At 41.2% G+C, this 25,796-nt stretch carries 22 protein-coding genes, 2 pseudogenes and 1 other annotated feature; of the genes and pseudogenes, 3 read left to right on the plus strand and 21 right to left on the minus strand.

Annotation, left to right across the window (positions count from 1 at the left end; genetic code table 11):
* The first annotated feature begins 16 nt into the window (after nucleotides 1-16).
* The 3 genes from BCAMP_RS15000 (at nucleotide 17) to BCAMP_RS15010 (ending at nucleotide 784) form a co-directional block, all read left to right on the plus strand.
* Nucleotides 17-274, plus strand: coding sequence for an IS3 family transposase (locus tag BCAMP_RS15000; RefSeq protein ID WP_084038542.1), 258 nt, complete (start codon nucleotides 17-19; stop codon nucleotides 272-274).
* Between the two features lie 85 nt (nucleotides 275-359).
* A complete protein-coding gene (locus BCAMP_RS15005) occupies nucleotides 360-608 on the plus strand; it encodes a DDE-type integrase/transposase/recombinase (protein ID WP_084038544.1) in 249 nt (82 codons plus the stop codon).
* Nucleotides 569-784, plus strand: a complete 216-nt coding sequence (locus BCAMP_RS15010; RefSeq protein WP_084038546.1) for an IS3 family transposase — start codon at nucleotides 569-571, stop codon at nucleotides 782-784. Before BCAMP_RS15005 ends, BCAMP_RS15010 begins: the two co-directional genes overlap by 40 nt.
* 81 nt (nucleotides 785-865) lie before the next feature.
* On the opposite strand, the gene BCAMP_RS04720 is transcribed toward BCAMP_RS15010, so the two are convergent.
* The 21 genes and pseudogenes from BCAMP_RS04720 to accD form a co-directional block, all read right to left on the minus strand.
* Nucleotides 866-2,227, minus strand: coding sequence for an aminotransferase class III-fold pyridoxal phosphate-dependent enzyme (locus BCAMP_RS04720; protein ID WP_051456892.1), 1,362 nt, complete (start codon nucleotides 2,225-2,227; stop codon nucleotides 866-868).
* A 154-nt stretch (nucleotides 2,228-2,381) separates the two neighbouring features.
* Nucleotides 2,382-2,780 carry a PucR family transcriptional regulator gene (locus BCAMP_RS04725; protein ID WP_035314094.1) on the minus strand — a complete coding sequence of 133 codons (399 nt, stop codon included), beginning with the start codon at nucleotides 2,778-2,780 and terminating at the stop codon, nucleotides 2,382-2,384.
* Nucleotides 2,731-3,486, minus strand: a complete 756-nt coding sequence (locus BCAMP_RS04730; protein WP_035314095.1) for a PucR family transcriptional regulator ligand-binding domain-containing protein — start codon at nucleotides 3,484-3,486, stop codon at nucleotides 2,731-2,733. Before BCAMP_RS04730 ends, BCAMP_RS04725 begins: the two co-directional genes overlap by 50 nt.
* Before the next feature lie 83 nt (nucleotides 3,487-3,569).
* Nucleotides 3,570-4,697, minus strand: a complete 1,128-nt coding sequence (locus tag BCAMP_RS04735; RefSeq protein ID WP_051456893.1) for a DmpA family aminopeptidase — start codon at nucleotides 4,695-4,697, stop codon at nucleotides 3,570-3,572.
* Nucleotides 4,698-4,788: 91 nt separating this feature from the next.
* Nucleotides 4,789-6,132, minus strand: coding sequence for an MFS transporter (locus BCAMP_RS04740; protein ID WP_035314098.1), 1,344 nt, complete (start codon nucleotides 6,130-6,132; stop codon nucleotides 4,789-4,791).
* Nucleotides 6,133-6,160: 28 nt separating this feature from the next.
* Entirely contained in the window at nucleotides 6,161-7,585 is a 1,425-nt protein-coding gene (locus BCAMP_RS04745) for an MFS transporter (RefSeq protein WP_035314100.1), read from the minus strand.
* A gap of 239 nt (nucleotides 7,586-7,824) precedes the next feature.
* Nucleotides 7,825-9,747 (minus strand): threonine--tRNA ligase, encoded by a 1,923-nt coding sequence (thrS, locus tag BCAMP_RS04750; protein ID WP_035314102.1) that lies wholly within the window; start codon nucleotides 9,745-9,747, stop codon nucleotides 7,825-7,827.
* A 72-nt stretch (nucleotides 9,748-9,819) separates the two neighbouring features.
* Nucleotides 9,820-10,041 (minus strand) — a binding site (T-box leader).
* Between the two features lie 41 nt (nucleotides 10,042-10,082).
* Nucleotides 10,083-11,006 (minus strand): primosomal protein DnaI, encoded by a 924-nt coding sequence (dnaI, locus tag BCAMP_RS04755; RefSeq protein ID WP_035314105.1) that lies wholly within the window; start codon nucleotides 11,004-11,006, stop codon nucleotides 10,083-10,085.
* A gap of 4 nt (nucleotides 11,007-11,010) precedes the next feature.
* On the minus strand, nucleotides 11,011-12,477 hold the full coding sequence (locus BCAMP_RS04760) for a replication initiation and membrane attachment family protein (protein ID WP_035314107.1): 1,467 nt from the start codon (nucleotides 12,475-12,477) through the stop codon (nucleotides 11,011-11,013).
* Between the two features lie 26 nt (nucleotides 12,478-12,503).
* Complete coding sequence (gene nrdR, locus BCAMP_RS04765) at nucleotides 12,504-12,962, minus strand: transcriptional regulator NrdR (RefSeq protein ID WP_035314108.1); 459 nt, start codon at nucleotides 12,960-12,962, stop codon at nucleotides 12,504-12,506.
* A gap of 109 nt (nucleotides 12,963-13,071) precedes the next feature.
* A complete protein-coding gene (gene coaE, locus BCAMP_RS04770) occupies nucleotides 13,072-13,659 on the minus strand; it encodes a dephospho-CoA kinase (protein WP_035314110.1) in 588 nt (195 codons plus the stop codon).
* Nucleotides 13,660-13,671: 12 nt separating this feature from the next.
* Nucleotides 13,672-14,496 (minus strand): DNA-formamidopyrimidine glycosylase, encoded by an 825-nt coding sequence (mutM, locus tag BCAMP_RS04775; RefSeq protein WP_035314112.1) that lies wholly within the window; start codon nucleotides 14,494-14,496, stop codon nucleotides 13,672-13,674.
* A gap of 37 nt (nucleotides 14,497-14,533) precedes the next feature.
* Nucleotides 14,534-17,167: pseudogene (polA, locus tag BCAMP_RS04780) on the minus strand (DNA polymerase I).
* A 167-nt stretch (nucleotides 17,168-17,334) separates the two neighbouring features.
* Nucleotides 17,335-18,612 (minus strand): NADP-dependent isocitrate dehydrogenase, encoded by a 1,278-nt coding sequence (icd, locus tag BCAMP_RS04785; RefSeq protein WP_035314114.1) that lies wholly within the window; start codon nucleotides 18,610-18,612, stop codon nucleotides 17,335-17,337.
* Between the two features lie 14 nt (nucleotides 18,613-18,626).
* Nucleotides 18,627-19,745, minus strand: a complete 1,119-nt coding sequence (gene citZ / locus BCAMP_RS04790; RefSeq protein WP_035314117.1) for a citrate synthase — start codon at nucleotides 19,743-19,745, stop codon at nucleotides 18,627-18,629.
* Nucleotides 19,746-20,027: 282 nt separating this feature from the next.
* On the minus strand, nucleotides 20,028-20,519 hold the full coding sequence (locus BCAMP_RS04795; RefSeq protein ID WP_084038560.1) for a DUF441 domain-containing protein: 492 nt from the start codon (nucleotides 20,517-20,519) through the stop codon (nucleotides 20,028-20,030).
* The gene (locus BCAMP_RS04800) at nucleotides 20,506-20,940 is read right to left on the minus strand and encodes an FxsA family protein (protein ID WP_035314121.1); all 435 of its coding nucleotides are present in this window, start codon (nucleotides 20,938-20,940) and stop codon (nucleotides 20,506-20,508) included. The genes BCAMP_RS04795 and BCAMP_RS04800 overlap by 14 nt, the downstream gene beginning before the upstream one ends.
* A gap of 116 nt (nucleotides 20,941-21,056) precedes the next feature.
* Nucleotides 21,057-22,481, minus strand: a pseudogene (gene pyk, locus BCAMP_RS04805) (pyruvate kinase); the annotation flags it as partial.
* A 173-nt stretch (nucleotides 22,482-22,654) separates the two neighbouring features.
* The gene (gene pfkA / locus BCAMP_RS04810) at nucleotides 22,655-23,614 is read right to left on the minus strand and encodes a 6-phosphofructokinase (RefSeq protein WP_035314156.1); all 960 of its coding nucleotides are present in this window, start codon (nucleotides 23,612-23,614) and stop codon (nucleotides 22,655-22,657) included.
* 228 nt (nucleotides 23,615-23,842) lie between these two features.
* Nucleotides 23,843-24,799, minus strand: coding sequence for an acetyl-CoA carboxylase carboxyltransferase subunit alpha (locus tag BCAMP_RS04815; protein WP_035314125.1), 957 nt, complete (start codon nucleotides 24,797-24,799; stop codon nucleotides 23,843-23,845).
* The gene (gene accD, locus BCAMP_RS04820; protein ID WP_051456894.1) at nucleotides 24,799-25,620 is read right to left on the minus strand and encodes an acetyl-CoA carboxylase, carboxyltransferase subunit beta; all 822 of its coding nucleotides are present in this window, start codon (nucleotides 25,618-25,620) and stop codon (nucleotides 24,799-24,801) included. Before accD ends, BCAMP_RS04815 begins: the two co-directional genes overlap by 1 nt.
* Nucleotides 25,621-25,796 lie beyond the last annotated feature (176 nt).

A 25,796-nucleotide genomic window follows, 5' to 3' on the forward strand; every position in this document is an offset into this window, starting at 1 on the left:
AAATTAACGGAATTATTTGGAATATCTAGAAGTTTTTTATTATCGTCACCAAAATAAAGAGACATTTAAATTTTCCTATCTAGAGCAAAGGATTCAAAAACTAACGAAAGAAAATCACTTTCTCTATGGCTATCGGAAAATTCATGCACTTATCAGTAACGCGTTTTCTGTAGGTATTAATAAAGGAGCTAGGATTATGCGTAAATATGGATGGAATTGTATTGCTAAGAAGAAAAAATTTAAGAAGCCTGGTAATCCATATGAATTTTTTTGAAAATATCCTTAATAAAGATTGGGCAATAACTAGACCTCTTTGTAAATTGACAACGGATATTACTTAGCTACCTTTGGGTAAATCTATGCTCTATTTATCAACTATCATGGATACCTTTAATAGTGAGATTGTAGCCTATAAAATTACAAATCATCCAGATACTAAATTAGCCGTAGCTACCTTAAAGCAGATTGGTAAATTTCCCAAAGGAGGCATTTTGCATAGTGAGCAAGGTTCAACCTACACTTCAAAATATTTTTTTGAAGTAGGCCGAAAAAAAACGTTATCCGAAGTATGTCCCGTAAGGGGACGCCTTCAGATAACGCACCAATAGAATTGTTTCATTCCTCGTTAAAGTCTGAAACATTCTATATTAACAAAGAACCGATTGGTTCTAATAACATTGTAATCGATAGTGTTGAAAACTACATTACATTTTGGAATAACAAATGCGTCTTAACGAAATTAGGTCATCTTTCACCAGTAGATTACCGGAAAAAGATGACCTAATGAGATGCTCTTTTTAAATTGTGTCAAAAAGTAGTTGCATTCCCCTAACTCATTTCTCTTTTTTTGATATTATGATCACTGTTAAAGGTTCAGTGCGTGCCCTTCTTCCATTTCAGGATATAGTTCTTCAAAGGCAACTAACGCTTTTTCAAACAGGTCCATTGCCTCATGAATTTCAGCTGTCGTAATCGTTAACGGTGGCGTAATTAACACATTTGATTCATGGTTAAATGTCGAAAAACCTTCTTCACTCAACAGTTTTGTAAAGGCGCCCATGTAACCTTGGGTATCTTTGCCATAGTCACTGCCGTAATCAATAATCGGTTCTTTTGTCACTTTATTTTTCACTAATTCAACAGCCGCAAACAAACCTTTAATCCGAACATCACCGACATATTTATAGGCAAGTAAACGCTGCAACCGTTCTCCCAACACCTTTTCCATCCGTTTAACATGATTAATCGTGTCCAATTCTTCATAAGCGGCAATCGCTGCATTTCCGATTTCACAAACAAGCGGGTGCCCACTATAGGTTGCGCCAGATGAAAAATGATTCGTATCAAAATGCTTGGCGACCTGTTCACTTAAAATAACCCCTCCCAATGGTAAATAGCCACCGGTGACACCTTTCGCAAAGGTGATTAAATCAGGTTCGACATCATAGTGGTTACAAGCAAACCACTCACCACTACGCCCGAACCCAGACATCACCTCATCACAAATCATCATGATGTGATAACGACGACATAATGTTTCTATTCCTTTAATGTAGCCATCTGGCGGCAGCAACACCCCATTACTGCCTGGAATTGTTTCAATTACTAAGGCAGCAATTGTTTCCGGTCCTTCACAATTAATTTGACGCTCTAACCGCGTTAAATACTGTGCACTTAATTCTTGTTCGCTCGTATACTGTTGGTATTCACGATAAACGTAAGGCATATCAAATTTCACAAATCCTGGCGGACTTGGTTCTGACCCTAGACGTCTCGACTCACCCGTTAAATTACCCGCGCCAAAAGTGCTGCCATGGTAAGAACGGTAACGTGAAAATATTTTATAGCCACCGGTAACTGCTTTCGCCATTTTCATTGCCTGCTCATTTGATTCTGCTCCTGCAGTTGTAAAATAAACTTTTGCCATATTAGCCGGCGCTAACTCGACAATTTTCTTGGCCAATTTTGATTTTGAAGCTGAGGCAAAACCAGGTGCTGAAATTTCCAACTGATTAATTTTGGCCAATGCATTCATTATTCGTGGGTGTTTATGACCGAGATTCGCATAGATTAATTGGGCATTCATATCAAAATATTTTTTATTATTTTGATCCCAAAAATAAATCCCATCTGAGTGCGTCACGACCTTAGCATCTCGATTCGCCTGCTTTGACCATGATTGAATAACAAATTGTTGATCTAATTGTTTGATTGTTGTACTATCCATCTCACTTGCCCCCTTCACTTTGATACCTTAAGCATACTGAAACAACAAGCACTTGAACATTGGTTATTTAACCGAATCTTTTTAGTCATCTGCACGATTACTACTTGAAATATCAGCGATTAGTAAGGCTAATGATAAACTGGTCTTATCCAAATTATTTACTAGGCTTCGATCCAAAATTTTTTTCAATCCGTTGCACCCGATAATTAACCGTATTGCGATGAATATACAAGCGATTTGCAATTGCATTCGTATGACCATCTTCTTCTAAATAAACCCGTAAAAATTCATAGTATTTTTTATTGTTGCAACGATCATACTCCCACAGGGTACGGAGCGTTTCCTGACAAAATGTCTTTAATAATGGTGAGCCGCGATGGGCGAATAAAAACTGATAAACCCCTAAATCCTTATATTTGTAAAGCCACACCTTCTTTTGATGTTGGACAATCGCAATGACTTGCAACGCTTCGTGATAACTTTTGACTAACTGACTGATTTTATCATAGCCACAACCGATTCCTATTGCGATTGTGACCTTTTTTTTTAGCAAAGACTTGATAAAGTTCTTTCGCAAAATCAGCAAAAGCCACGGCAGTCGGTTGCGCGACGCGGTTGACAATGAAAACAACCATTTTACCGATGACACACGAGACATACGTATCGTATTTATGCGAAAATAACGTCCGTACTAAGTCATGAAAAAGCGACATTTCTTGTTTCACCGCACCTGTTTGTTTTACGATAAGGACTGTGCCATCGAACAGTGCATTCGCCCCTAACATTGTAATAATTTCCAACGGCACGTCCGAGTCATACAACCGTTGCGCTAACAAATCATCGATGAATTGTTCAATGGTAGTCGTGGTGCCCGTTTGTTGTAGCACCTGCTCGAAAATCGCCTTTGTCATGTCGGCAATCCGAATACGCCAAGGCATACTCAGTAAGATGATGCCCTGTTGTTCGGCGTACTGCTCTAATGCTGATGGTATCATCGACAAATAGGGTCCACAATTAATAACTAACGCTGCGGCCCCTTGTTGTTTGATTTCATCGATTAATTCACAACAGTCTTTAACATCGTCGGTCATACCAACACCAGTTGTTATAATCAACTCATTTTTATGAATCAATTTTTTAAAATTAACATTATCAATGCGATTCACACTCGTAATCGCAGCATTTAATCCGACCTTTTTTGTGTGACACTCTAAAAATTTAAATCGTTCGTTTGCTAATAACTCGGCTACTGTAATCATAGTTAACCTCCCAAAAGGATTCCTCTCTTACAGTAAACCACATTACGATGGACAACAGCAATGAAAAGCCCTAGCGATTACTGTTATTGACAATGATCAGGACGTTTCTCACTTAGCAATCCCTTTAGCTGTTCCTGTGGCAAGGCATAAAATTGATTCGCTGATTGTCCTATCATATCCTCAGCCGCAAACATCGCATTTAAAATGGCTTCTTCGACTGCTTCTGCCGTTGCCTTATAAATTGGATCGAGTCGGTCATCACTGAGTAAGCAGGCTGCTTCCTTTTCATAAGCCTCTTCATTCACTGTTGAAAAAGCTAAGAAAATATCACCTGAATCATTTTCATAACCTGCACCCAGTCGCCCAATGCCAATCGGTATCCGTTTGCAAATTTTTTGCAGTTGAATCGGCATCACCGGGGCATCTGTCGCAACAATCGCAATAATCGAACCCGTCCCCGGTTTCGGTGCAAAACTGTTGAGCACTGCTTCATTCCCTGTTAACAATTTCCCTACTGGCAAACCAAATATTTCAAAATGCTCACGTGTGCCGTGATTTGCTTGGACGAATACCCCAACTGTAAAACCACCGTCAGCTTCTGCTAACACACGTGAAGCTGTTCCCGAGCCACCCTTAAACTCGTGACACTGCATTCCATTACCGCCACCGACGTTTCCTTCAGCGATGGGCCCTGATCGTGCGTCATCAATCGCATCATAAACATCGTCAGCCGTCACATGAAAGCCGTTTGTATCATTCATTAAGCCATCCCATGTTTCACCGACAACAGGATAGAAATAACCAATCCCTTTTAAAGGTTGCCCGTTTAAGACATACGGATAGTAATAGTCATTATCAATCATCCATTTTGCTAACGTATCACGGACAATCCCCACACTATTCGTATTTGTAATTGCAATCGGCCCGTGCAAAAAACCAGAATCATCCATCCAATGTGTGCCTGTTAATTCGCCATTGCCATTTAAATTATGCCGACCGACGTATAAGGCACTTTTCGCCCGTCCCTTTGGTAAAATGACGGTGACACCTGTGCGAGCAAATGCTGATCCGGGCCCAGTATAATCTGTAGGTTTACCGATATTAATCGTTTTATAACCTACTTCGATGCCCGCAACGTCGGTGATTGCATTATTAATCCCTGTTTTCCCGGGAAATAGATAGCCTGCTTCACGAAAACGGTGTTTGTTCATCTCTTCTTCCTCCTCTACAATAGTTTCTTGAACGCATCATGCGTATGCTGTTGCTGTTTTTTTTCTTGCGTTAAGCGCTACTATTAAAGCATCAAACCGTTTTTTTTGTAATCGGATAAAACAAAATCACTAACACTGCAAAGATACCAAAGAGTCCTGGGAATAAGGTGTTTAAATATAAAATCATTTTATTAGCCGCTGCCGTTTGCACGTCTAAAGCACCGTTATAGCCAGAAACAGACAACATAAAGCCAATCATCCACGTGGCGATTGCCGCTCCTAATTTTTGTGAAAAGGACATTAAAGCTGTAATCGCACCTTCACGACGGCGCTGATTCACGTAATCATCTACCTCACAAACGTCATACATCATTGAATAATAGATGGTCCAATACGTACTGTTTCCTAAGCAAAAGACGATACAAAAAAGAATAAGGAAAGCGAAACTTGGAAACCCGATAAAGGCAAAGGCCAATAAGCCAAGTGTTCCAATGGCCAAGGCGACTGCATAAATATTCTTTTTATCGACATACTTCGAAACCCAAATAATAAGCGGTAACCATAAAATACAGACCACACTATTAATGATGAAAAAGAGCGACTGGCGATCGGCACTATAGCCTAGCGTATAACTCATTAAATAAATGAGTGAACCGGTTCCCATCGTCGATACTATCGCCCATAAAAAGACCGATCCAGCCAAAAACTTCGTTGGTTTTAGTTTGAAAATTTCAACGAATGATTTAAGCAGTGACTGTTGCGGTTGCGCCTGAGCCTCATTTTGACTAAACTTCTCCTTACCGCGGGTGAAATGCCAACAAATAAAGGCACATAGCAACAGCATCAAACTAAAGAGTGTTGCAATCAAACGCCAACCATTAGCACCGCTAATCCCTTGCTGCTGAAAGACAGCTAATAAATAAGGTGGCAAGGCCGAAGTAAGCAATACTGAAATATAAATGCCGACACTTGCCCAAGCACGCAAGGTTGTCCGTTCATTAAAGTCATCCGTTAACTCGACGCCCAAAGCAAAATACGGAATGACATAAAATTTATAGCAGCTCCAAAAAACAATCGCCATCGCCAAATAGTAAATAAACGCACCTTGACTGCTAAATGAGACGTTATTAAAAATTAAAAATAAGGCAATTGAATAAGGAATGACCGCCGCAATCATCAACGGCCGACGTCGCCCATACTGCGATTTGAGATTGTCGGATAAATATCCGGCGACGGGATCAAATATCGCATCCCATAAGATGGCAATTAATGAGACGGTGCCAGCAATCGCTGGTGGAATCCCCACAAAATCGGTTAGGAAAAAAAGGAAGAAAAAGTAGTATATATTAAAACCGATTGAGTCAACAAACTGACCAATTGCATAGCCCGTCTTCACTTTAACGGTTAATCGTGCTGTGTTTCCCTCACTTTCCATTATTGTCCTCTCCTTCGCTTAGCCGCTGTTATAGCATCTCTTTAAAGTCGGTGTCATCATAGGCCTTATTTTCACGCTTCGCATTTAAGGCAACCATCATGCTATCAAAGCGTTTTTTAGTCACTGGATAAAAGAGTACAGCTAATACTGCTAATGCCCCAAAAACACCGGGAACAAGCGTGTTAACGTATAAAATCATCTGATGCGCACTGTCTGTCTGTGTCTCAACTGTTCCTTCGTAGCCACCAAAGGCTAGTAACAAACCGGTAAACCACGTCGCACAAGCAGCCCCAATTTTTTGAGAGAATGACATAACGGCAGTCACCACCCCTTCACGACGGCGATTATTAACGTACTCATCGACTTCACAAATGTCGTACATCATCGAATAGTACAAGGTCCAATACGTACTATCGCCTAAGCAGAAGATGACACAAAAAATGAGTAAAATGGCAAAGAGTGGGAATCCGGTTAGGCTAAAAAAGAGCAATCCTAAGGAGCCGATCCCTAAGAAACAAGCATAAACCATTTTTTTATCGTAACGACGAGCCGCCATATTAATAAATGGCAACCACGCAATACAGACTAAACTATTAATAATAAAATAAAGCGATTGCCGGTCTGCCCCATAGCCGAGGTTATATTTCATCAAGTAAATAAGTCCCCCCATCGCCATGGTTGAGGCAATTGCCCAAAAGAAGACCGAGCCTGCTAAATACTTTGTGGGTTTTAATTTGATAATTTGACCAATCGCCTTAAACAGTGACGAGCGCGCCATCTTTTGTTTGGCTTGTTGATCGTGTTGATAAATTTCTTTGCCACGGGTGAAATTCCAACAAATAACAGCGCTTAATAAAATACCGCTAGCAAATATCGCCCCGATAATACGCCAGCTATTTTGACCAGACATACCGCTGTTTTCGAAATATTCTAACAAATATGGTGGCAAAGCCGAGGCTAACATGACCGCAATATACAAACCAACGCTTGACCACGCACGTAAGGTTGTACGTTCATTAAAGTCATCGGTGAGTTCGGCACCAAGGGCAAAATACGGAATAACAAAAAATTTATAGCTACTCCAAAATAAGATGGTCATCACTAAGAAATAAATAAAGGTTGCCTGTGTGCCTAATGCGATACTGTTGAAAATTAAGAAGGCAAAGATTGAATACGGGAGTGCCGCCATAATCATTAAGGGACGGCGACGGCCATACGGCGAACGCATATTATCAGAAATATGACCCGCTACTGGATCAAAAATCGCATCCCATATAATCGCAATCAGTGAGATTGTTCCTGCTAAAGCCGGGGGAACACCGACATAATCCGTCAAGAAGAAGAGGAAAAAGAAGAAATAAATATTATAGCCTAACGCATCCCCAATTTGACCCATTGAATATGAAAATTTGATTTTGAAAGGTAAACTTACCGTCTTTTGTTCGACAGACATGTGTTCATCATCCTTTCTTTCATGATATTTTCAGTTCAATAACACCTTATGTTTTAACCATACTCCTTTCAACTGAAATAGACATTGTCATTTTCAACAGATTTTTTTAGTGAATTGCACTTTGGTCATTTGAACCAAGCCGCCCGACACGTCGTTGCATAAAAAAAAAACCACCTAGCGCTTGACCTCTGCTAGGTGGTTTTTGAAACTGAAGATAAATAGTGTTCTAACTTCGCCGTTTATTTTTTCTCACGCACTACTGTTGCTAATTGTTCGATAAATGTTTCACGTGAGACAGTGTTTGATTCTTTTTTACTGTATTGGCGTACGTTAACGGCATTGTTTGCCACTTCTTCATCGCCAACAACGAGTTGGAACGGAATTTTTTGCATTTGAGCTTCACGGATTTTATAGCCTAATTTTTCATTTTTCATGTCGACTTCAACACGGTAACCAGCCTGTTTCAATTCTTCTTTTACGGCAAAAGCATAATCAGCATGTGCGTCTAAGTTAACCGGAATAATTTGAACTTGAACTGGAGCTAACCAAGTTGGGAAGGCACCTTTGTATTCTTCGATTAAGTATGCAACAAAACGTTCCATTGTCGATACAATCCCACGGTGAATAACGACTGGACGATGTTTCTCACCATCTTCACCAATGTAGTTTAAGTCAAAGCGTTCTGGCAATAAGAAATCCAATTGGATTGTTGATAATGTTTCTTCTTTCCCAATCGCTGTTTTAACCATCACATCAAGTTTTGGACCGTAGAAGGCAGCTTCGCCTTCAGCTTCAAAATAATCTAAACCGAGATCATCCATTGCTGATTTAAGCATCGCTTGCGCTTTGTTCCACATGTCGTCATCATCATAATATTTTTCGGTGTTTTCGGGATCACGATAACTTAAGCGGAACGAGTAATCTGTAATGTTAAAGTCTTGATATACTTTATGCAATAATTCAACGGTACGTTTAAACTCGTCTGCAATTTGATCAGGACGAACAAATACATGCGCGTCATTAAGCGTCATCGCACGTACACGTTGCAAGCCTGATAAGGCCCCACTCATTTCATAACGGTGCATTAAGCCTAATTCAGCTATACGAATTGGTAATTCACGGTATGAATGAATATCATTTTTGTAAATCATCATGTGATGTGGACAGTTCATTGGACGTAAAACGAGCGATTCATTTTCGTCCATTTTCATCGGTGGAAACATGTCATCTTGATAATGTTCCCAGTGACCACTTGTTTTATATAAATCAACGTTAGCTAAGGCTGGTGTGTAAACATGATCATAACCTTTAGACACTTCTAGGTCAACGATGTATCGTTCGATTTGACGACGAACAGTTGCGCCTTTTGGCAACCACATTGGTAAGCCTTGACCAATTAAGTTGCTGATCATAAAGAGATTTAATTCTTTACCAATTTTACGATGATCGCGTTCTTTCGCTTCTTGAAGTAACGCTAAATGCGTATCTAAGTCTGTTTGTGAGAAGAAAGCTGTTCCGTAAATACGGTGTAACATTTTATTTTTGCTATCGCCACGCCAGTACGCACCCGCAAGGCTTAATAATTTAAACGCTTTGATTTTTCCAGTTGATGGTAAATGACCCCCACGGCAAAGATCCGCATATTCGCCTTGGGCATATAAAGTAACCTGTTGATCTGCTGGAATGGCATCGATTAATTCTAATTTGTATTTATCATCTGCAAAACGAGCTTTGGCTTCGTCACGTGATACTTCTTGACGTTCAATTTTAATATTTTGTTTGATGATTTTTTTCATTTCTTTTTCAATCGCTTTAAATGACTCATCCGATACCTCTTCTGCTGTATCAAAATCGTAGTAGAAACCGCCATCAATCGCTGGTCCAACACCAAATTGCGCATCGGGATACAAACGACGAATCGCCTGCGCCATTGTATGTGCAGTCGAGTGATTAATAACAGTTAAGGCATCTTCGTGGTCAGGTGTAATGATTTCAAATGCTGCATCCTCGTTAATTGGTGTTGTCAATTCAACGATTTGACCGTTCACCTTCCCAGCGATTGCTTTTTTCTTTAAGCTTGAACTAATTGAGCCTGCAATTTCAGCCGTGGTTAAACCCTTTTCAAATTCTTTGATTGCGCCATCAGGAAATGTAATGTTCATAAGTCAGTTCTCCTTTATTTCTTAGTTTTGTAATACAAAAAACGTCCCTTTGTACACTGGTTTAGTAGTATACAAAGGGACGTTTGAATTAACAGACGTGGTTCCACCCTCATTTTATAGCAAATAGCTATTCTCATGGGCCTTGGTAACGGATAAGGTTCCGTCGTCTCTTACTTAATTCAGAGACGCAGTTCAAAGGTGGTAGGTAACAAGTGTGGGGTTAATAGGCTCTCAGCTTTGCCCATCTCTCTGGAAACGACTGCTTGTTAGCGTTGTCCTTCTCAATACTTTTTGTATATGACTATATTATAGCTTTTTTTGATAAAAATGCAACTTTATTGGCGGTAATTTTTACCGGACAGTTCAATCGGTTGTGCTAAAAAACGAATTCGCTCCATAATTCGGGTCGCCTTCATCGTTTCTTCATCGCCACGATTGTTGACCATCAAATATTTTTGGAGTTGTTTGAAATCCATGTTCGAAGAGAAAAAGGTCGGCAACTCTTCTTGCATCCGATATTGTAAAATTGCACCGAGCACCTCGTCACGGGTCCAACTCGTTAACGACTCAGCCCCAATATCATCCAACATGAGCACGGGTGTTTCTTTCGCAATCTGGACTTTTTCTCCCACGGAGTTATCGTTAATCGCTTGTTTGATTTCACGCATAAACTCAGGCACATAAATCATCGTTGTTTCAACGTCATTATCGGCTAACATGTTCGCAATCGTCCCTAAAATGTATGATTTACCAGTGCCGTATGAGCCGTGGATGTACCAACCCTGTACCATTGTATCACCGGCTTGTTTAATCGATTTTACTAATGGGAACATGGCATTAACGAGTTCCATTCGCTGTGGTGTATTCATATCGAGATTTTCCATGCTCGCATTCAGAATTTGTTTTGGCATGTGCAACGAGTGAATCCGTTTGCGGCGTTCGCGTTCACGATCGGCACGAATTTTTTCAGGCGTCGCAGCATAACGAACTTCAATGATATCCTTTGTTAAAGACAGTTCCGGGCGATAGCCAGGCAACAACCCTTTTTCTTTTTTCTCATATTTTTGATGTTCTGTCACAAATTCATACAGTTTCGTAATATTTTGCTTAATGACTTCGGGCGTTAACGATGGATTTTCTTGTTGAAAGACCTTAATCGCTTCGTAATTCATGACGGTCATTAATGTTTCTTCATAGAGTGCTGTTAAACGACTGTTTTTGGCTGCTAAGCCTTTTAAAGACTGCTGTATGGGGTCCATGCTATCACCTACCTTCCTTTAAATCTTTACGGAACTGGGCAATTTTTTCGAGCATTGCCGGATCTGTTGTGATTTCGGGTTTTTTCTTAATAATTTCAGGGACGATGACTTTGTCGGCCACGCCCTCAGGTTCTGCAACTGTTTTACCATCTTCAACTGCCAATTGTTTTTGGAGCCAGTCAGGAATAATATCGTTGGCTTTGCCATCAACTTTGCGATACGATTTGTTTTGTCGTTGTTGCCATTTTTCATAATCTTCTTGTTTTTTATCAACGAAGGCTTTGGTTGACTGCAACACATCGGCGACTGTAACAACACCTTTCATATCCCAATCACGGGCAATTTTCTCCATGTATTCGGGGCTATCAATGCTATTGCCTTGTAGACGTGTGTAATAGATTAATGCGTTCATGACGGGTAATGGCATTTTTCGTTTCGCCATCACCGTTTCAACTGCGGCTAATTCTTTAGCCGTTGGGTCAGCACCATAGGTTGATAATTCTTTAATGAGATTGAAGGTATCAATCTGTGTTAAAAAGGCGATTAACTGTTCTTCACTTTGAATATCACCAATTGATTGCACCACATTAACCTGCGTAGTTGGCGCTGCTTTTAATTTGAGGGTTGGATAGGCGCCTTCGCCCATATTCAATTGATAAAAGTCGCGGGCTACTTTCCGTAATTGTGCTTGGTTAATATTACCATCTGACTGCACCGAACGATAAACAAGGCTCACCATGTCGTCTTCATTAATATGATAGACGGCATACAGTTTACGAATCGTTTCTTTCACCTCGTCAGTAATCGCAGTTAACGTTACGAATGTCGGTGATAACTCATTATAAAAGCGTTCAAAATCGAAGTATGAATCAGGAATTTCAAACTGCAATGGTTGCACGCGTGTAACGATCTTATCGGTATCTGCTTTCGCGCGATCACTCACCTTTGTTTTCGGAAATTGGAACACTTCAGTAAACGAGGTTGTAATTTCAGTCATTGCTGTTTTATCTGTCACCTCACGGAACCAGCCTTTTTTTAACTCGTTATAACGGCGTTCGCCAATCGCGCTGTATAAGAACAAGTTAAGCACACCGTCCGTGAAAAAGGCCTGCGGGTTCATCGGTGCCGCCAGTTCATAGACGTAATGACGCGACTCCCCTTTATCAACCACATAACTTTTCAGCAACCGCACACCTTCTAAAATCAGACGTGCTTGCACTAGCCGTTGCTGGCTCATGTCCCCAAGTAAGGTTTGGAGTTGGTAATGGGTGTGTTGCTCTGATTGCGTTCCCATGATTGGCAGATGGTCGAATAGTGTTTGGTAGAGCGTATAAGCATCAACATTAATCAAGGGCAGATACAGTTGGGTTAACACACGACGATCGACCGCTGTTAACAATCCCGTTGTTTCTACCACATAGCTATCGCCTGGATCGGGCTGATGGCTTCCTTCTAATTGCTGTTGTCTCATAATCGCACCTTCTTTATACACATCATTTATTTTTGTTTCTCCATAATTTCTTTTAATTCGTCAATGAACACACTGAGGTCTTTGAATTGACGGTAAACTGAGGCGAAACGCACGTATGATACTTCATCAATATCAGCCAGTTTATTCATCACAAATTCACCAATAATGGTCGACTCAATCTCACTCGTACCTTGTGCTCTAATGTCATGTTCGACTTCGTTCACGACTGTCTCTAATTTTTCTAATGAAACAGGACGTTTTTCACATGCGCGCACCAAGCCACGCAATACTTTATCACGTGAAAACTCTTCACGGACACCGTCTTTTTTGACGATAATTAGCGGACTTTCTTCGACTTTTTCAAATGTTGTGAACCGAAATGAACAGTCTTCACATTCCCGACGACGTCTAATTGAACGGTTTTCGTCTGTTGGTCGTGAGTCAATAACTTTTGTATCATTTGATTGACAAGATGGACAACGCATTGACTTACCTCCTTTAAATATTCGAATGTTTTTATATCGTCATTATATCATAGATAACGAGCCAACCTATACGGTAATTCTTACGGACAGACACGATTACACCACTTTTTTAGAGTTGTTGTAAGTGATGGTCAATTTGGGCAAAGGTTTGTTGCTTCGTGCCACTGTTGTCGATGATGACGTCAGCCTGTTCCTGTTTTTGCGCAAGTGATAGTTGCGCTTGTATTCGTTGGAGTGCTGCTCGTTTGGTCAACTGGTTTCGTGCCATTAAGCGCTCCAGTTGGAGCGCTTCACTGACACTGACGACCCAAATCGCATCGTAGCGATCGAGTTGATTGTTTTCAAATAACAGAGGTACATCAAGAAAAACAACCGCTTCGTTTTGTTGACGGTATGTTGTTAATTGGGCATTCATCCGTTCAAAAATAGCCGGATGCATCAGGTTATTAAGTGTCTGACGTTGGTGTGCATCGTTGAAAATCACGGCTGCTAATGCGGCACGATTCAACCCGGCAGTCGTTGCAATTGCAGTGCCAAATTGAGCCTGTAAGTGTAATAAGAGCGGTTCACCGGGAGCAACTATTTCGCGGGCCACTTGGTCGGCATCGATGACTGGGATGCCTTTTGCCGCGATATAAGTGCTTACCAAACTTTTGCCGCTAGCGATGCCTCCTGTTAAGCCAATTATGACGGTCATACGCTCACATCCCTATTTCGGTTGACACGACGGGCAATAATGCGTGCCACGACCATGGTATTGGATTTTTTCAATCAAGCTCCCACAATGCGGGCACGGCTCACCCTTATGACCATAAACAAGCAGTTTATCTTGGTAGTTGCCGATTTTCCCTTGTGAGTTAACGTACGTCCGGATTGTGGAACCGCCGAGTCGTACCGCCTCAGTTAAGATGGACCGGGTCACATCATAAAGACGGGTTACCTCTGCTGCTGTTAGGCTGTTGCTCGCTTTTGTTGGATGCACCTGCGCTTGAAAACACACTTCATCGACGTAAATATTCCCTAAGCCGACGACTGCTTTTTGATCAAGTAAGACATTTTTAATACCGCGAGTCGAACGTGCTAATGCCGCCTTAAATGCTGCTAATTGAAAGTCATCACCGAACGGTTCTGGCCCCAGTTTTTGAATCGCACGCGTACTGCCTTCATCACCGCGGGCAACCAGTTCCATTGTTCCAAATTTACGCACATCCAAATAACGCAGTTCGTCCTCATCTGTTAATTGAAAAACGATGTGTGTGTGTTTCGTCCGCGCTTCTGTTTGAGGCGCTAAACGATACTTGCCTTCCATCCGTAAATGCGACAAAATCGTATAATTCGTCGTATCTAGCAATAAAAATTTGCCACGACGGCGAATCGCCACAAAGGTTTCATTCGTTAAATCAGTCGCAAACTGATCGGCTTCGATGCCACGAATCATTTTTGGTACACCGATGTCGACGGCTTTAATCGTACGTCCGACCACCAATTCGGCAAGTGTTGCTCGGACATTTTCTACTTCTGGTAATTCTGGCACTGTGTTTCCCCCTCTATCTTCAGTTCGTTCAATTTGGTTATTTTGCGTCGTACCACGACTCACCAAAGGCACTGTCAGCTTTTAGCGGTACATCGAGTTCAACCGCATTTGCCATCACTGTTTTAACGAGTGTATCAAGTTGGGCAAGATCGCCTTCGGCCACTTCAAAGATAAGCTCATCGTGTACTTGTAACAATAAGTTAGCGGCAAGGTTTGAGACAGCTAATTCAGCGGCGAGTAAGACCATTGCTTCTTTGATAATATCAGCGGCACTCCCTTGAATCGGTGTGTTCATCGCTGTGCGCTCAGCAAAACCACGTATATTGAAGTTTTTGCTTGTAATTTCAGGAATATAGCGGCGGCGATGGAGAATCGTTTCAACATAACCACGTTGACGCGTTTCAATGACAACATCTTCCATGAAGCTTTTAACCTTTGGATAGCTTTCAAAGTAGCGGTCGATAAAGGTTTGAGCCTCAGCGCGAGTAATGCCTAAGTTTTGTGACAATCCATAATCACTAATACCATACACAATTCCAAAGTTAACGGCTTTCGCTTGGCGACGCATGTTGCTTGTCACATCCGCCGCTGCCACATGAAAAACATCCATCGCTGTTTTCGTATGAATGTCCATGTCTGCCTTAAAGGCTGCAATCAAGTTCTCGTCTTGGGCAATATGTGCCAAAACACGTAATTCAATTTGCGAGTAATCGGCCGCATAAATTTTCCATCCCGGTTGCGAGGCTTTAAAGACAGAACGAATGCGACGCCCCTCTTCCAGACGCACGGGAATATTTTGCAAGTTTGGATCGACTGAACTGAGTCGGCCGGTTTGCGTTAATGTTTGGTTAAAGCGGGTGTGCACTTTTTGCGTCTGTTGGTCAGTCACCTTCAACAAGCCTTCAATATAGGTTGATTGTAGCTTCACTAGCGTTCGATACGTCATGACTAACTCAATGATTGGGTGTTGGTCTTTCAATTGCTCTAACACGTCAACAGAGGTCGAATACCCTGTCTTTGTTTTCTTGATGACGGGTAGTTGGAGCGTTTCAAACAAGACCACTCCGAGTTGTTTCGGTGAATTGACGTTAAAAGGCTCACCCGCTGCGGCATGAATATCCGCCACTAACGTATCTAAGCGACCTTGCAAATCGGTTTTCATCTTTTCTAATGCCTGTGTATCAACGACCACTCCTTGCACTTCCATCTGTGCGAGTACGAGTGATAAGGGCAGCTCCAATTCTGTTAGGAGGTCCAGTTGTTCATTATTGGTTAAGGCAATCCGCACTGCTTCTTCGAGCGCTGCAATTGCGTAGCTTTCCGTCCTAAATGTTGCGCCACAATCGCTGTTTCTGGCAGCGCCCATTTCGCGCCCTTACCATAAATCGCCTCGTCACTTTCAATCGCTTCGTAACTATGTAAACGGGCGACACTCGCAAAATCAGTAATTGCAAACGAAGGATCTAACAAATAAGAACCAAGCATTAAGTCGAAGGTAATCCCCTTTACGGCAACACCATCACGACTTAACAGTGCCACCACTCGTTTGGCATCATATACTTTTTTTTGAAAGCGACGCATCCGTCAGAAACTGCGTCACTGCTATGGAAGCAAGTACAGCCTCATGACTCATATAGTAGACAGTCTCTCCGTTATAAAAGCTCCACCCTAAGCAAGCTGAGGCTAAATAGTTGTCGGTTTTTGTTTCGGCATACACAGCCATGCCTGTCGTCAATTGTTCCACAGGAATATCACTAACCGTTTCAACGACTAGCGTTGCCAATGGTTCTTTTTTGGCCTCTGGTTGGTCACCGAGTTCTTTTTCGAGCAAGGCCTTAAAACCTAATTCGCGTAAGGTTGGGATGACATCATTCGGTTCATAACCGCTGTATGCAATTTCATCGAGTGTGATTTCAATCGGTGTGTCGACCTTAATCGTCACTAATGCCTTACTCATTATGGCATCTTCGCGATAGGTGGTTAAGTTTTCTTTTAACTTTTTACCTGATACGTCATCGATGTGCGCCAAGACGTTTTCAACGGTGTCGTATTGGTGTAATAATTTAAGGGCTGTTTTCTCTCCAACGCCTTTAACACCTGGAATATTATCAGAGCTATCGCCCATCAGGCCTTTTAAGTCAATGATTTGCTGCGGTGTGAGGTCATATTTTTCACGCAATGAAGCTGGCGTATTCGCCTCCACTTCTGTGATGCCCTTTTTCGTAATATTGACAGTAATTTTATCACTAGCAAGTTGAGTTAAATCGCGGTCTCCAGTAATAATGAGCACTTCATCAAAGCCATCGCGTTCAGCCTGTTGTGCCAATGTACCGATAATATCATCGGCTTCATAGTTTGGCAGTTGGTAGTGTTTCACTTGATACGCCTCTAACAATTCTTTAATAAAGGGAAATTGCTCACCTAACTCGCTCGGTGTTTTTGAACGTCCACCTTTGTAGTCTTGATACTGGGCATGTCTAAACGTCGTTTTTCCTGCATCAAACGCCACCATCACATGGGTCGGTTGTTCTTTTTTCATTACGTTCGTCAACATCATCGCAAAGCCATACACAGCGTTTGTATAAACACCTTTATCATTATTTAAAAGTGGCAGTGCAAAGAAGGCACGATAGGCCAAACTGTTGCCATCAAACAATACTAATTTTTTCAATTCAATCGCTCCTCGTTTATATGGATATCTAGTATCATTTTAGCATTTATTAGCCCTAAACACACTTTAATTACAACGACAAAAAAGCAATCACACGTTTCATTCGTGTGATTGCTCCAGCTTGTAGACAAAGTCAGAAAGACTTCATTTTATTGCAGCGACGTTATCTAATTGTTTTTGTTTGTGAGATAACTGACTAACTCGTCTGCAAATTCACTTGTAGACACAGGATTCACGTTGATAAGTTCAGCTAAATCTTCAGTAACAACCTTACGAGAAATCGTCTGTTGTAGCGCTAACAAAATCAGTTCTGCTGCTTCATGCCAGTTCAAATGTTGCAACAGCATCACAGCGGATAGGAGCATTGCACTTGGATTAGCACGGTCTTGATCAGCAAAGGTGGGTGCTGTGCCATGTGTTGCTTCAAAGAGCGCATGGCCTGTTTGATAATTGATATTCGCGCCTGGTGATAGACCAATTCCTCCAACTTGTGCCGCCAAAGCATCTGAAGCATAGTCGCCATTTAAGTTCATCGTTGCCACGACGTCAAATTGTTCGGGTTTCAAAACAATTTGTTGGAGAAAATTATCGGTAATAATATCGTTGATAATTAATTTATCGGCCAAAACCGCCGCCGTTAAAGCGGCTTCTGCCGCTGCCTGATTGGTGTCAGCTTTAATTGTTTCATACTGGTGCCACGTAAAGACCTGTTCGCCATACTCGCGTTCAGCCAATTGATAACCCCATTGTTTAAAAGCGCCCTCTGTATACTTCATAATATTACCTTTATGGATGAGGGTAACACTTTTACGATTGTGCGCTAACGCATACTCAATCGCCGCCTTAACCAAACGTTCAGAGCCTTCACGTGAAATTGGTTTAATCGCGAACGAAGATGTCTCAGGAAAACGAATCGATTTCACGTCTAACTCATCGATTAAAAAACGTTTCAACTTGTCATTTTCAGCGGTGCCGACATTAAATTCAATGCCCGCATAAATATCTTCTGTGTTTTCACGAAAGACAACGATGTCTGTTTTCTCAGGTTCTTTTAATGGCGACGGTACCCCTTTCAGATAAGTGACCGGTCGTAAACAAACGTATAGATCCAACTGCTGGCGTAAGGCCACATTTAACGAACGAATCCCACCACCAATCGGTGTGGTCAATGGTCCTTTTAAGGCAACTAACTTTTCGTTAATCGTCGCAACTGTCGCAGCCGGCAACCATTCACCTGTTGCCTTAAACGCTTTCTCCCCTGCTAGTATTTCTTCCCATTCAATCCGTCGCTGCCCATTGTAGGCAATCTTTACCGCTGTTTCAATTACACGTCGACTCGCACGCCAAATATCAGGGCCAATACCGTCTCCCTCAATATAGGGCACGATTACCTCATCTGGTACGTGTAAACCTGTTGCTGTCATTTTCACTGTTGTTGCTCCCATGATACTCCCCCTTATTAACGTTCTTCAACTGGTATGTATGTATTATTCGTTTCACCAACATATTCTGCCCGTGGGCGAATTAAGCGGTTATCTTCGTACTGTTCTAAAATATGAGCCGACCAACCGGCAATACGACTAACAGTAAAAATCGGGGTAAACAAGTCTTGATCGATACCAAGACAATGATAAACGGTCGCTGAATAAAAATCGACGTTCGGTTTCAATTGCTTTTTATCCCAGACATATTGTTCAACCGCGCGACTAATGTCATACCATTTCGTATCACCGGTTACCGTCGTCAATTCTTCACACATATCACGTAAATATTGCGCTCGTGGGTCACCATTTTCATAGACACGGTGCCCAAACCCCATAATTTTCTCTTTCTTAGCAAGCTTCGCATCAAGATACGCCACCACATTACTCTCATCGCCAATTTCAGCTAACATCACCATGACTTGTTCATTTGCGCCACCATGCAAAGCCCCTTTTAACGAACCGATTGCGGCGGTCACACCCGAATAAATATCTGATAATGTCGCGACACATACCCGCGCCGAAAACGTCGAGGCATTCATCTCATGTTCGGCATGTAGCACTAACGCACGGTTCATTGCCTTCACATGTAAAGGCGTTGGTTCTGTACCTGTGAGCATGTATAAAAAATTACCCGCGAGTGATAAGTCCCCACGAGGTTGCAGTGGAACTTCATCCTTACGCATGCGCGCATAGGCTGCCACTAACGTCGGCATTTTGGCAACAAGTTTCATCGCCTTTGAATAGTTCGATAAATTCGAATCACCCTCTGAATCCTTATCGTACACACCAAGCATCGAGACCATCGTGCGCATCACACTCATTGGATGAACCTTTTCATGTGCAATCACTGCCAAACTAGCAATAATTTTATGTCCCAATTTCATTTCTTTTGTTAGTTGTTCTTGAAAAATCGCCAATTCCCGTTTGTTAGGTAAACGGTAATACCACAATAAATAAATCACTTCTTCAAATGATGCATGTTCTGCTAAATCACCGATATCATAACCGACATACGTGAGACGGTCATCAATAATTGAACTTATTTTTGTTTGACTGGCAATAACGCCTTCTAAGCCTTTATTCATTTCAGTCATGGGGTAATACCTCCTCTATGTCTCTCCCTTTGCTAATAAGCAATGGTTCGAATATTCTAAATATTATAATTATAATAGTACAGTAATTAACGGTACTTTACAATAACTTAGGTTAATTCCATTGTAACATAAGTTATACTTATCTAATTCTGCATTATTTTAAAGTTTTTATGATTATACGAAAAAACACGATTCCTTTAGGAATCGTGTTAGCTTGTAGGCAAAGTCGCATTAAACTCCTTTGTCTACAAGATGATAAGGCTTAATAGTTGCATAGAACTGTTACTTTATAAAATAAGAAAGCCCCTGCATAATAACATATGTAATCCCACTAGCAATTACAGGCCCTGCGGCTACACCTTTTAAGAAAACAACGCCTAAAATCGTTCCCATCACGAGCGCGACCGTCACCTGCGGATCTGTTCCCATCAATTTAATGCCTCGAGCACTTAAAATCGCAACTGCAATACCGGAGGCAAGCGCAACCCACCCAACTGGTGTTTTAAACGCTTCGTATAGGTCTTTGAAGCCTATTTGACCCGTTGCAATCGGAATCAAAATCGCAATTGTAATGATGGTGACACCCCAATGAATCCCTTTCGTTTGAATGAGCGCCATCAGCTTTGTACCGTCAAAAAATAATTTCAATATCATTACTGCTGCCACTGCAATTAATAAGGATTGATTTTTGGCAACGAGTGCAATCACCAATATACAACTTAAAAAATAAAAAAAGCTTGAGTAAACATTTACACTCTCCTTATTCTTTGTAATCAAACGTCTCTTTTTTCACTGTGTTTTGTCGCTGCGTTGTAGCTGTATGCATCGTGAATTTTTGCGTCAGAACTTGAGTTCCTCTGGCAACAATGACGGGTGCGATTAGCGAACGAACGAATGGCATTAAAAGTAGCACACCAATAACCGAAGTCACTAAGCCTGGAATAATTAAGAGGAGACCTGCGATAAAAACACCTAATTGTTGTGCCAATCCACTCGTTACTGATGTCGTCTTTTTAATATCCTTTACAAAAAATTGCAACGAACGCCATTGTCGGACGATAATGACAATCCCAATCACAGTTGAGATAAACTCGATTAAAAAGATTTTGCTAAATGGCAAATACTGTCCTGCGATGACATAACCAATTGTTTCAATCACACAGTATCCCAACCAATATTTCAATAATTTTTTCATTTTCTCACCTCTGTTTAATGGTGTCATTATATCATATTCGCATCTTATTTCAGCTTAATAACCATTGAAAAAAGCACTTACCCAAGGGTAAGTGCTCACAAACTGACGATATCTTAGATTTTTGAGATTTTAAGTAAGTTAGTTGTTCCAGCTTCACCGTTTGAACCAACGATACCAGCAGTTACAATTACTAAGTCGTCTTTTTCAACAAGACCACTTGCTACTGCTTCTTTATCTGCAAGTTCGAATAATTCATCTGTGTTAGATGGCGCTTCAACTAATTTAGGATAAACACCCCAAGAAATTGCTAAGTTGTTATATGTTTTTGGATCAAATGTTAATGCTAAGATTGGTGCTTTAGGACGGAATTTAGAAATCATACGTGCAGTATGTCCACCACGAGTAGCAGCAACGATTGCTTTAACGCCTAAGTTACGGGCAGTGTGTGCAACTGAGTTACCGATTGCTTCTGTAGTTGAAGATTGAACGTTGATTTTCAAGAACGCTTTATCTTGATCTTCTAATGCATGTTCAGAACGTTCAGCGATACGAGCCATTGTTGCAACAGCTTCTGCAGGATAAGCTCCAGCAGCAGTTTCGCCTGAAAGCATGATTGCGTCAGTACCATCAAAGATAGCGTTGGCAACATCACTTGCTTCCGCACGTGTTGGACGTGGGTTATGTTGCATTGAATCTAACATTTGAGTTGCAGTAATAACAGGTTTACCTAAAAGGTTACATTTTTTGATTAACGCTTTTTGGATAACTGGAACTTCTTCTGCAGGTACTTCAACACCAAGGTCACCACGAGCAACCATCAAGCCTTGAGATACAGCTAAGATTTCGTCGATGTTATCAACGCCTTCTTGGTTTTCGATTTTAGGAATGATTGCAACGTGATCTGCTTTTTCTTCATCAAGAATTTTGCGGATTTCTAAAACGTCGCTGGCAGTACGTACGAATGAAGCAGCGATGAATGTTGCACCATTGCGAACACCAAAACGGATATCTTCAGCATCTTTTTCAGTGATACCAGGTAATTTAATGCTAGCGTTTGGTACGTTAACACCTTTTTTACTTTTAAGGATACCAGGATTTAATACTTTAGTTACGATATCGCCATTAGCGTGATCTAATTCAGTTACTTCTAAAGCAACTAAACCATCATCTAATAAGATAAGGCCACCAATTTCAACGTCGTTGATTAAACCATCGTATGAAACTGAGAATTTTTCACGTGTTCCGCTTACTTCTGTCATTGAGACACGAACAACGTCACCTGTTTCAAATTCAACAATCCCAGTTCCACCCATGTTATGTGTGCGGATTTCAGGACCTTTTGTATCTAAAAGAATCGGAACTGATTTACCAGAGATTTTTTCTGCTGCATGAATGCTTTCGATACGAGCACCGTGTTCTGCATAGTCACCGTGTGAGAAGTTAAGACGAGCAACGTTCATACCGTTGTTCATTAACTCTACTAATTTTTCGACTGATTCACTTGCAGGTCCAATTGTACAAACAATTTTCGTTTTTTTCATAAATAAAATCCTCCTAAAATATATTATGTAACCTTAAATTAATAATTACGCCTCTACCATTATAACCTACTTCGGGATTTTTTTCATCTTTTTTCAAAAGTTATCTTTTCACTTTCATTAATTTTCATAAAGACGACAAAAAACCCGAAGTACTTAAACTTCGAGTTTTGAGACTAGATTGAAAGTTCTTTTGAAAGTTCAAAGAGACGGTGGTCCATTTCACTTTTGTTTTGAAGAACTGCTGTAATATCATTTTCAACAATTTGGTTTGCTACAATACCGACAGCTAAACCACCTTTACCTTCAAGTAATAATTCAACTGCACGAGCACCTAAACGACTTGCTAACACACGGTCAGCTGTTGTAGGGTTACCACCACGTTGAATGTGTCCTAAGACAGACGCACGACTATCAAAATCACCATATTTATCGAGTTCAGCTGCAAATTCTGGACCAGACATAACGCCCTCAGCTAAAACGATAATACTATGCGCTTTACCACGTGCACGACGAACGTTTAATTGTTCAACGATTTTGTGAATATCAAATTTTTCTTCAGGAACGATAATTGCATCAGCACCACCAGCAATACCCGCATAAAGTGCGATATCGCCACAGTTACGACCCATCACTTCAATAATGAATGTACGGTCATGCGAAGAAGCTGTGTCACGAATACGGTCAATTGCATCTAAAGCCGTATTACATGCCGTATCAAAACCGATTGTGAAGTCAGTCCCTGAAATATCGTTATCAATTGTTCCTGGTAAACCAATCGCATTAAAACCACGTTTAGTTAAGGCTTCAGCACCATGATAAGAACCGTCGCCACCAATAACAACTAAGGCATCAATCCCAAATTTTTTGAGTTGTTCAATCCCTTTAAGTTGGCCTTCTTCAGACGCAAATTCAGGGTATCGGGCAGAATGTAAAAAAGTTCCCCCACGTTGAATGTAGTCACCTACATCGCCTAATTCCATTTTTTTAAGATCGCCGTTAACTAAACCACGGAAACCATATTTAACACCATAAACTTCTAGACCTTCATAGATTCCTTTACGTACAACGGCGCGGACTGCGGCGTTCATCCCCGGAGCATCTCCACCACTTGTTAATACTGCAATGCGTTTCATTTTTTTCATCGTCCTCTCTTATGTGCTACTTGGATAACAATTCTATGTAAACGACCTGCTATCTTTCACAACTATTATAGTATAATTAACAACTTTGAGCAATCTATCGCCCAGATAAAAAATGCAATAAGAGTTGCTACGTCACGAATTCGACGATTATCTCACTTACTTCTTCAGTAGCATTTCAAAAACCACCTTGCCCCATTTTATCGAGACAAGGTGGTTTGCTTAATTTTCAGTATACTGCCCAATTTTGCGTAGTTGTTCATAACGCTGTTCACGTAATGTTACACCGTCTAAAGCCAGCAATTCGGCTAAGTTTGCTGCAATCGCAGCATCAATCAATTGTGCTTGTTGCACTTGATCATGATGCGCACCACCCTTAACTTCAGGAATAACACCGTTAATCACACCGAGTTCCAATAAGTCAGGTGATGTAATGTGTAAATGTTCCGCCGCCTTCTTCGCTAAGGAAGCATCCTTCCACAAAATAACCGCACCACTTTCAGGTGAAATAACAGAATAAGTGCTGTTTTCGAGCATTAAGACACGGTTACCAACACCGATACCTAAGGCGCCACCACTACCACCTTCACCAATAACGATACAAATAATCGGCACTTCGTAACCAGCCATCTCAAATAAGTTACGAGCAATCGCTTCGCTTTGGCCACGTTCTTCGGCCGCCTTACCAGGATAAGCCCCTTTTGTATCAATAAACGTGATAATCGGACGCTTGAATTTATTTGCCTGTTCCATTAAACGCAAAGCCTTACGGTAACCTTCAGGATGTGGCATGCCAAAATTACGAGCAAGGTTTTCTTTTGTATCCTTCCCACGTTGATGACCAATGACTGTGACAGGCATACCTTTATAACGGGCAATTCCCCCGACAATCGCTGCATCGTCACCAAAACGACGATCGCCATGCAACTCCATAAAATCGGTAAATAATAACGGAATATAATCCAATGTTGTTGGACGTTCTGGATGACGTGCAACTTGCACACGGTCCCATGAAGTCATATGGCTATAAACTTCTGTTTCGACCTTCGCTAGACGCGACTCTAATTTAACGATTTCTGCGGTTAAGTCCACATCATTATCTTTTGTATATTGTTTTAATTCACTTATTTTTTTACGAAGTTCTAAAATCGGCTTTTCGAACTGTAAATCTGCTCCCATTATTTATCACTCACTTTCTGATGGAATGACACAAGGAAACCTAGTTTCGAACGCATTTCAAGACGTGGCACCACTGCATCAAGCTGACCTGTTTTGAGTAAGAACTCAGCTGTTTGGAAATCTTTCGGCAGTTTTTCACGGACGGTTTGTTCAATCACACGACGACCTGCAAAGCCAATTAAGGCACCCGGTTCAGCCAAGTTGAAATCACCCAATGACGCAAAGCTGGCTGATACACCCCCAGTAGTCGGATAGGTCATCACGATAATTGACAGCCCTCCAGCTGCGCTTAAACGTTCTAAGGCGGCAGATGTTTTAGCCATTTGCATTAGCGAGAGCATGCCTTCTTGCATACGTGCCCCACCTGATGCTGTGAAAATAATGACCGGTACCATTCTTTTTTGCGCGTCTTCAATCGCACGTGTGATTTTTTCACCAACGACACTCCCCATACTCCCCATTCGGAAACTTGAATCCATCACAGCAAGCATACAGCCGTTGCCTTCAATTTCACCATAGCCTGTTACAACGGCTTCATCAAGACTTGACTTTGCTTTATCTGCTTGAATTTTATCCATATAACCAGGAAATTCAAGCGGATTTGTTGTTGTCATATGAGGATTCGTTTCTACGAATGTATCAGGATCCACTAAGGTTGTAATCCGTGCCCGTGCTTGTATTTTATGATGGTAGCCACAGTGTGGACAAACCATTTCGTTTTTTTCAAGCTCTTTTGCATACATAATTTTTTGACAGCCAAGACATTTTTTCATAATGCCTTCTGGGATGTCTTGTGCCGCAGCTTCGCTGTTCGACATCATATGTTTTTTCTTCTTAGGTTTCGAAAAAAAGTTCTCCTAGCAAAATAAACTACCTCCTAGATACTTTAATTAAGCACCATTTTATCGCTCAATGTTAATTGTTCACTAAAAAACTATACCTTATTATAGTTAAATGAGCAAATATACTAAAAAAAAAAAGCTGTTGACGATTCATC

The sequence above is a fragment of the Brochothrix campestris FSL F6-1037 genome (assembly GCF_000525915.1).
Classification (GTDB): Bacteria; Bacillota; Bacilli; order Lactobacillales; family Listeriaceae; genus Brochothrix; species Brochothrix campestris.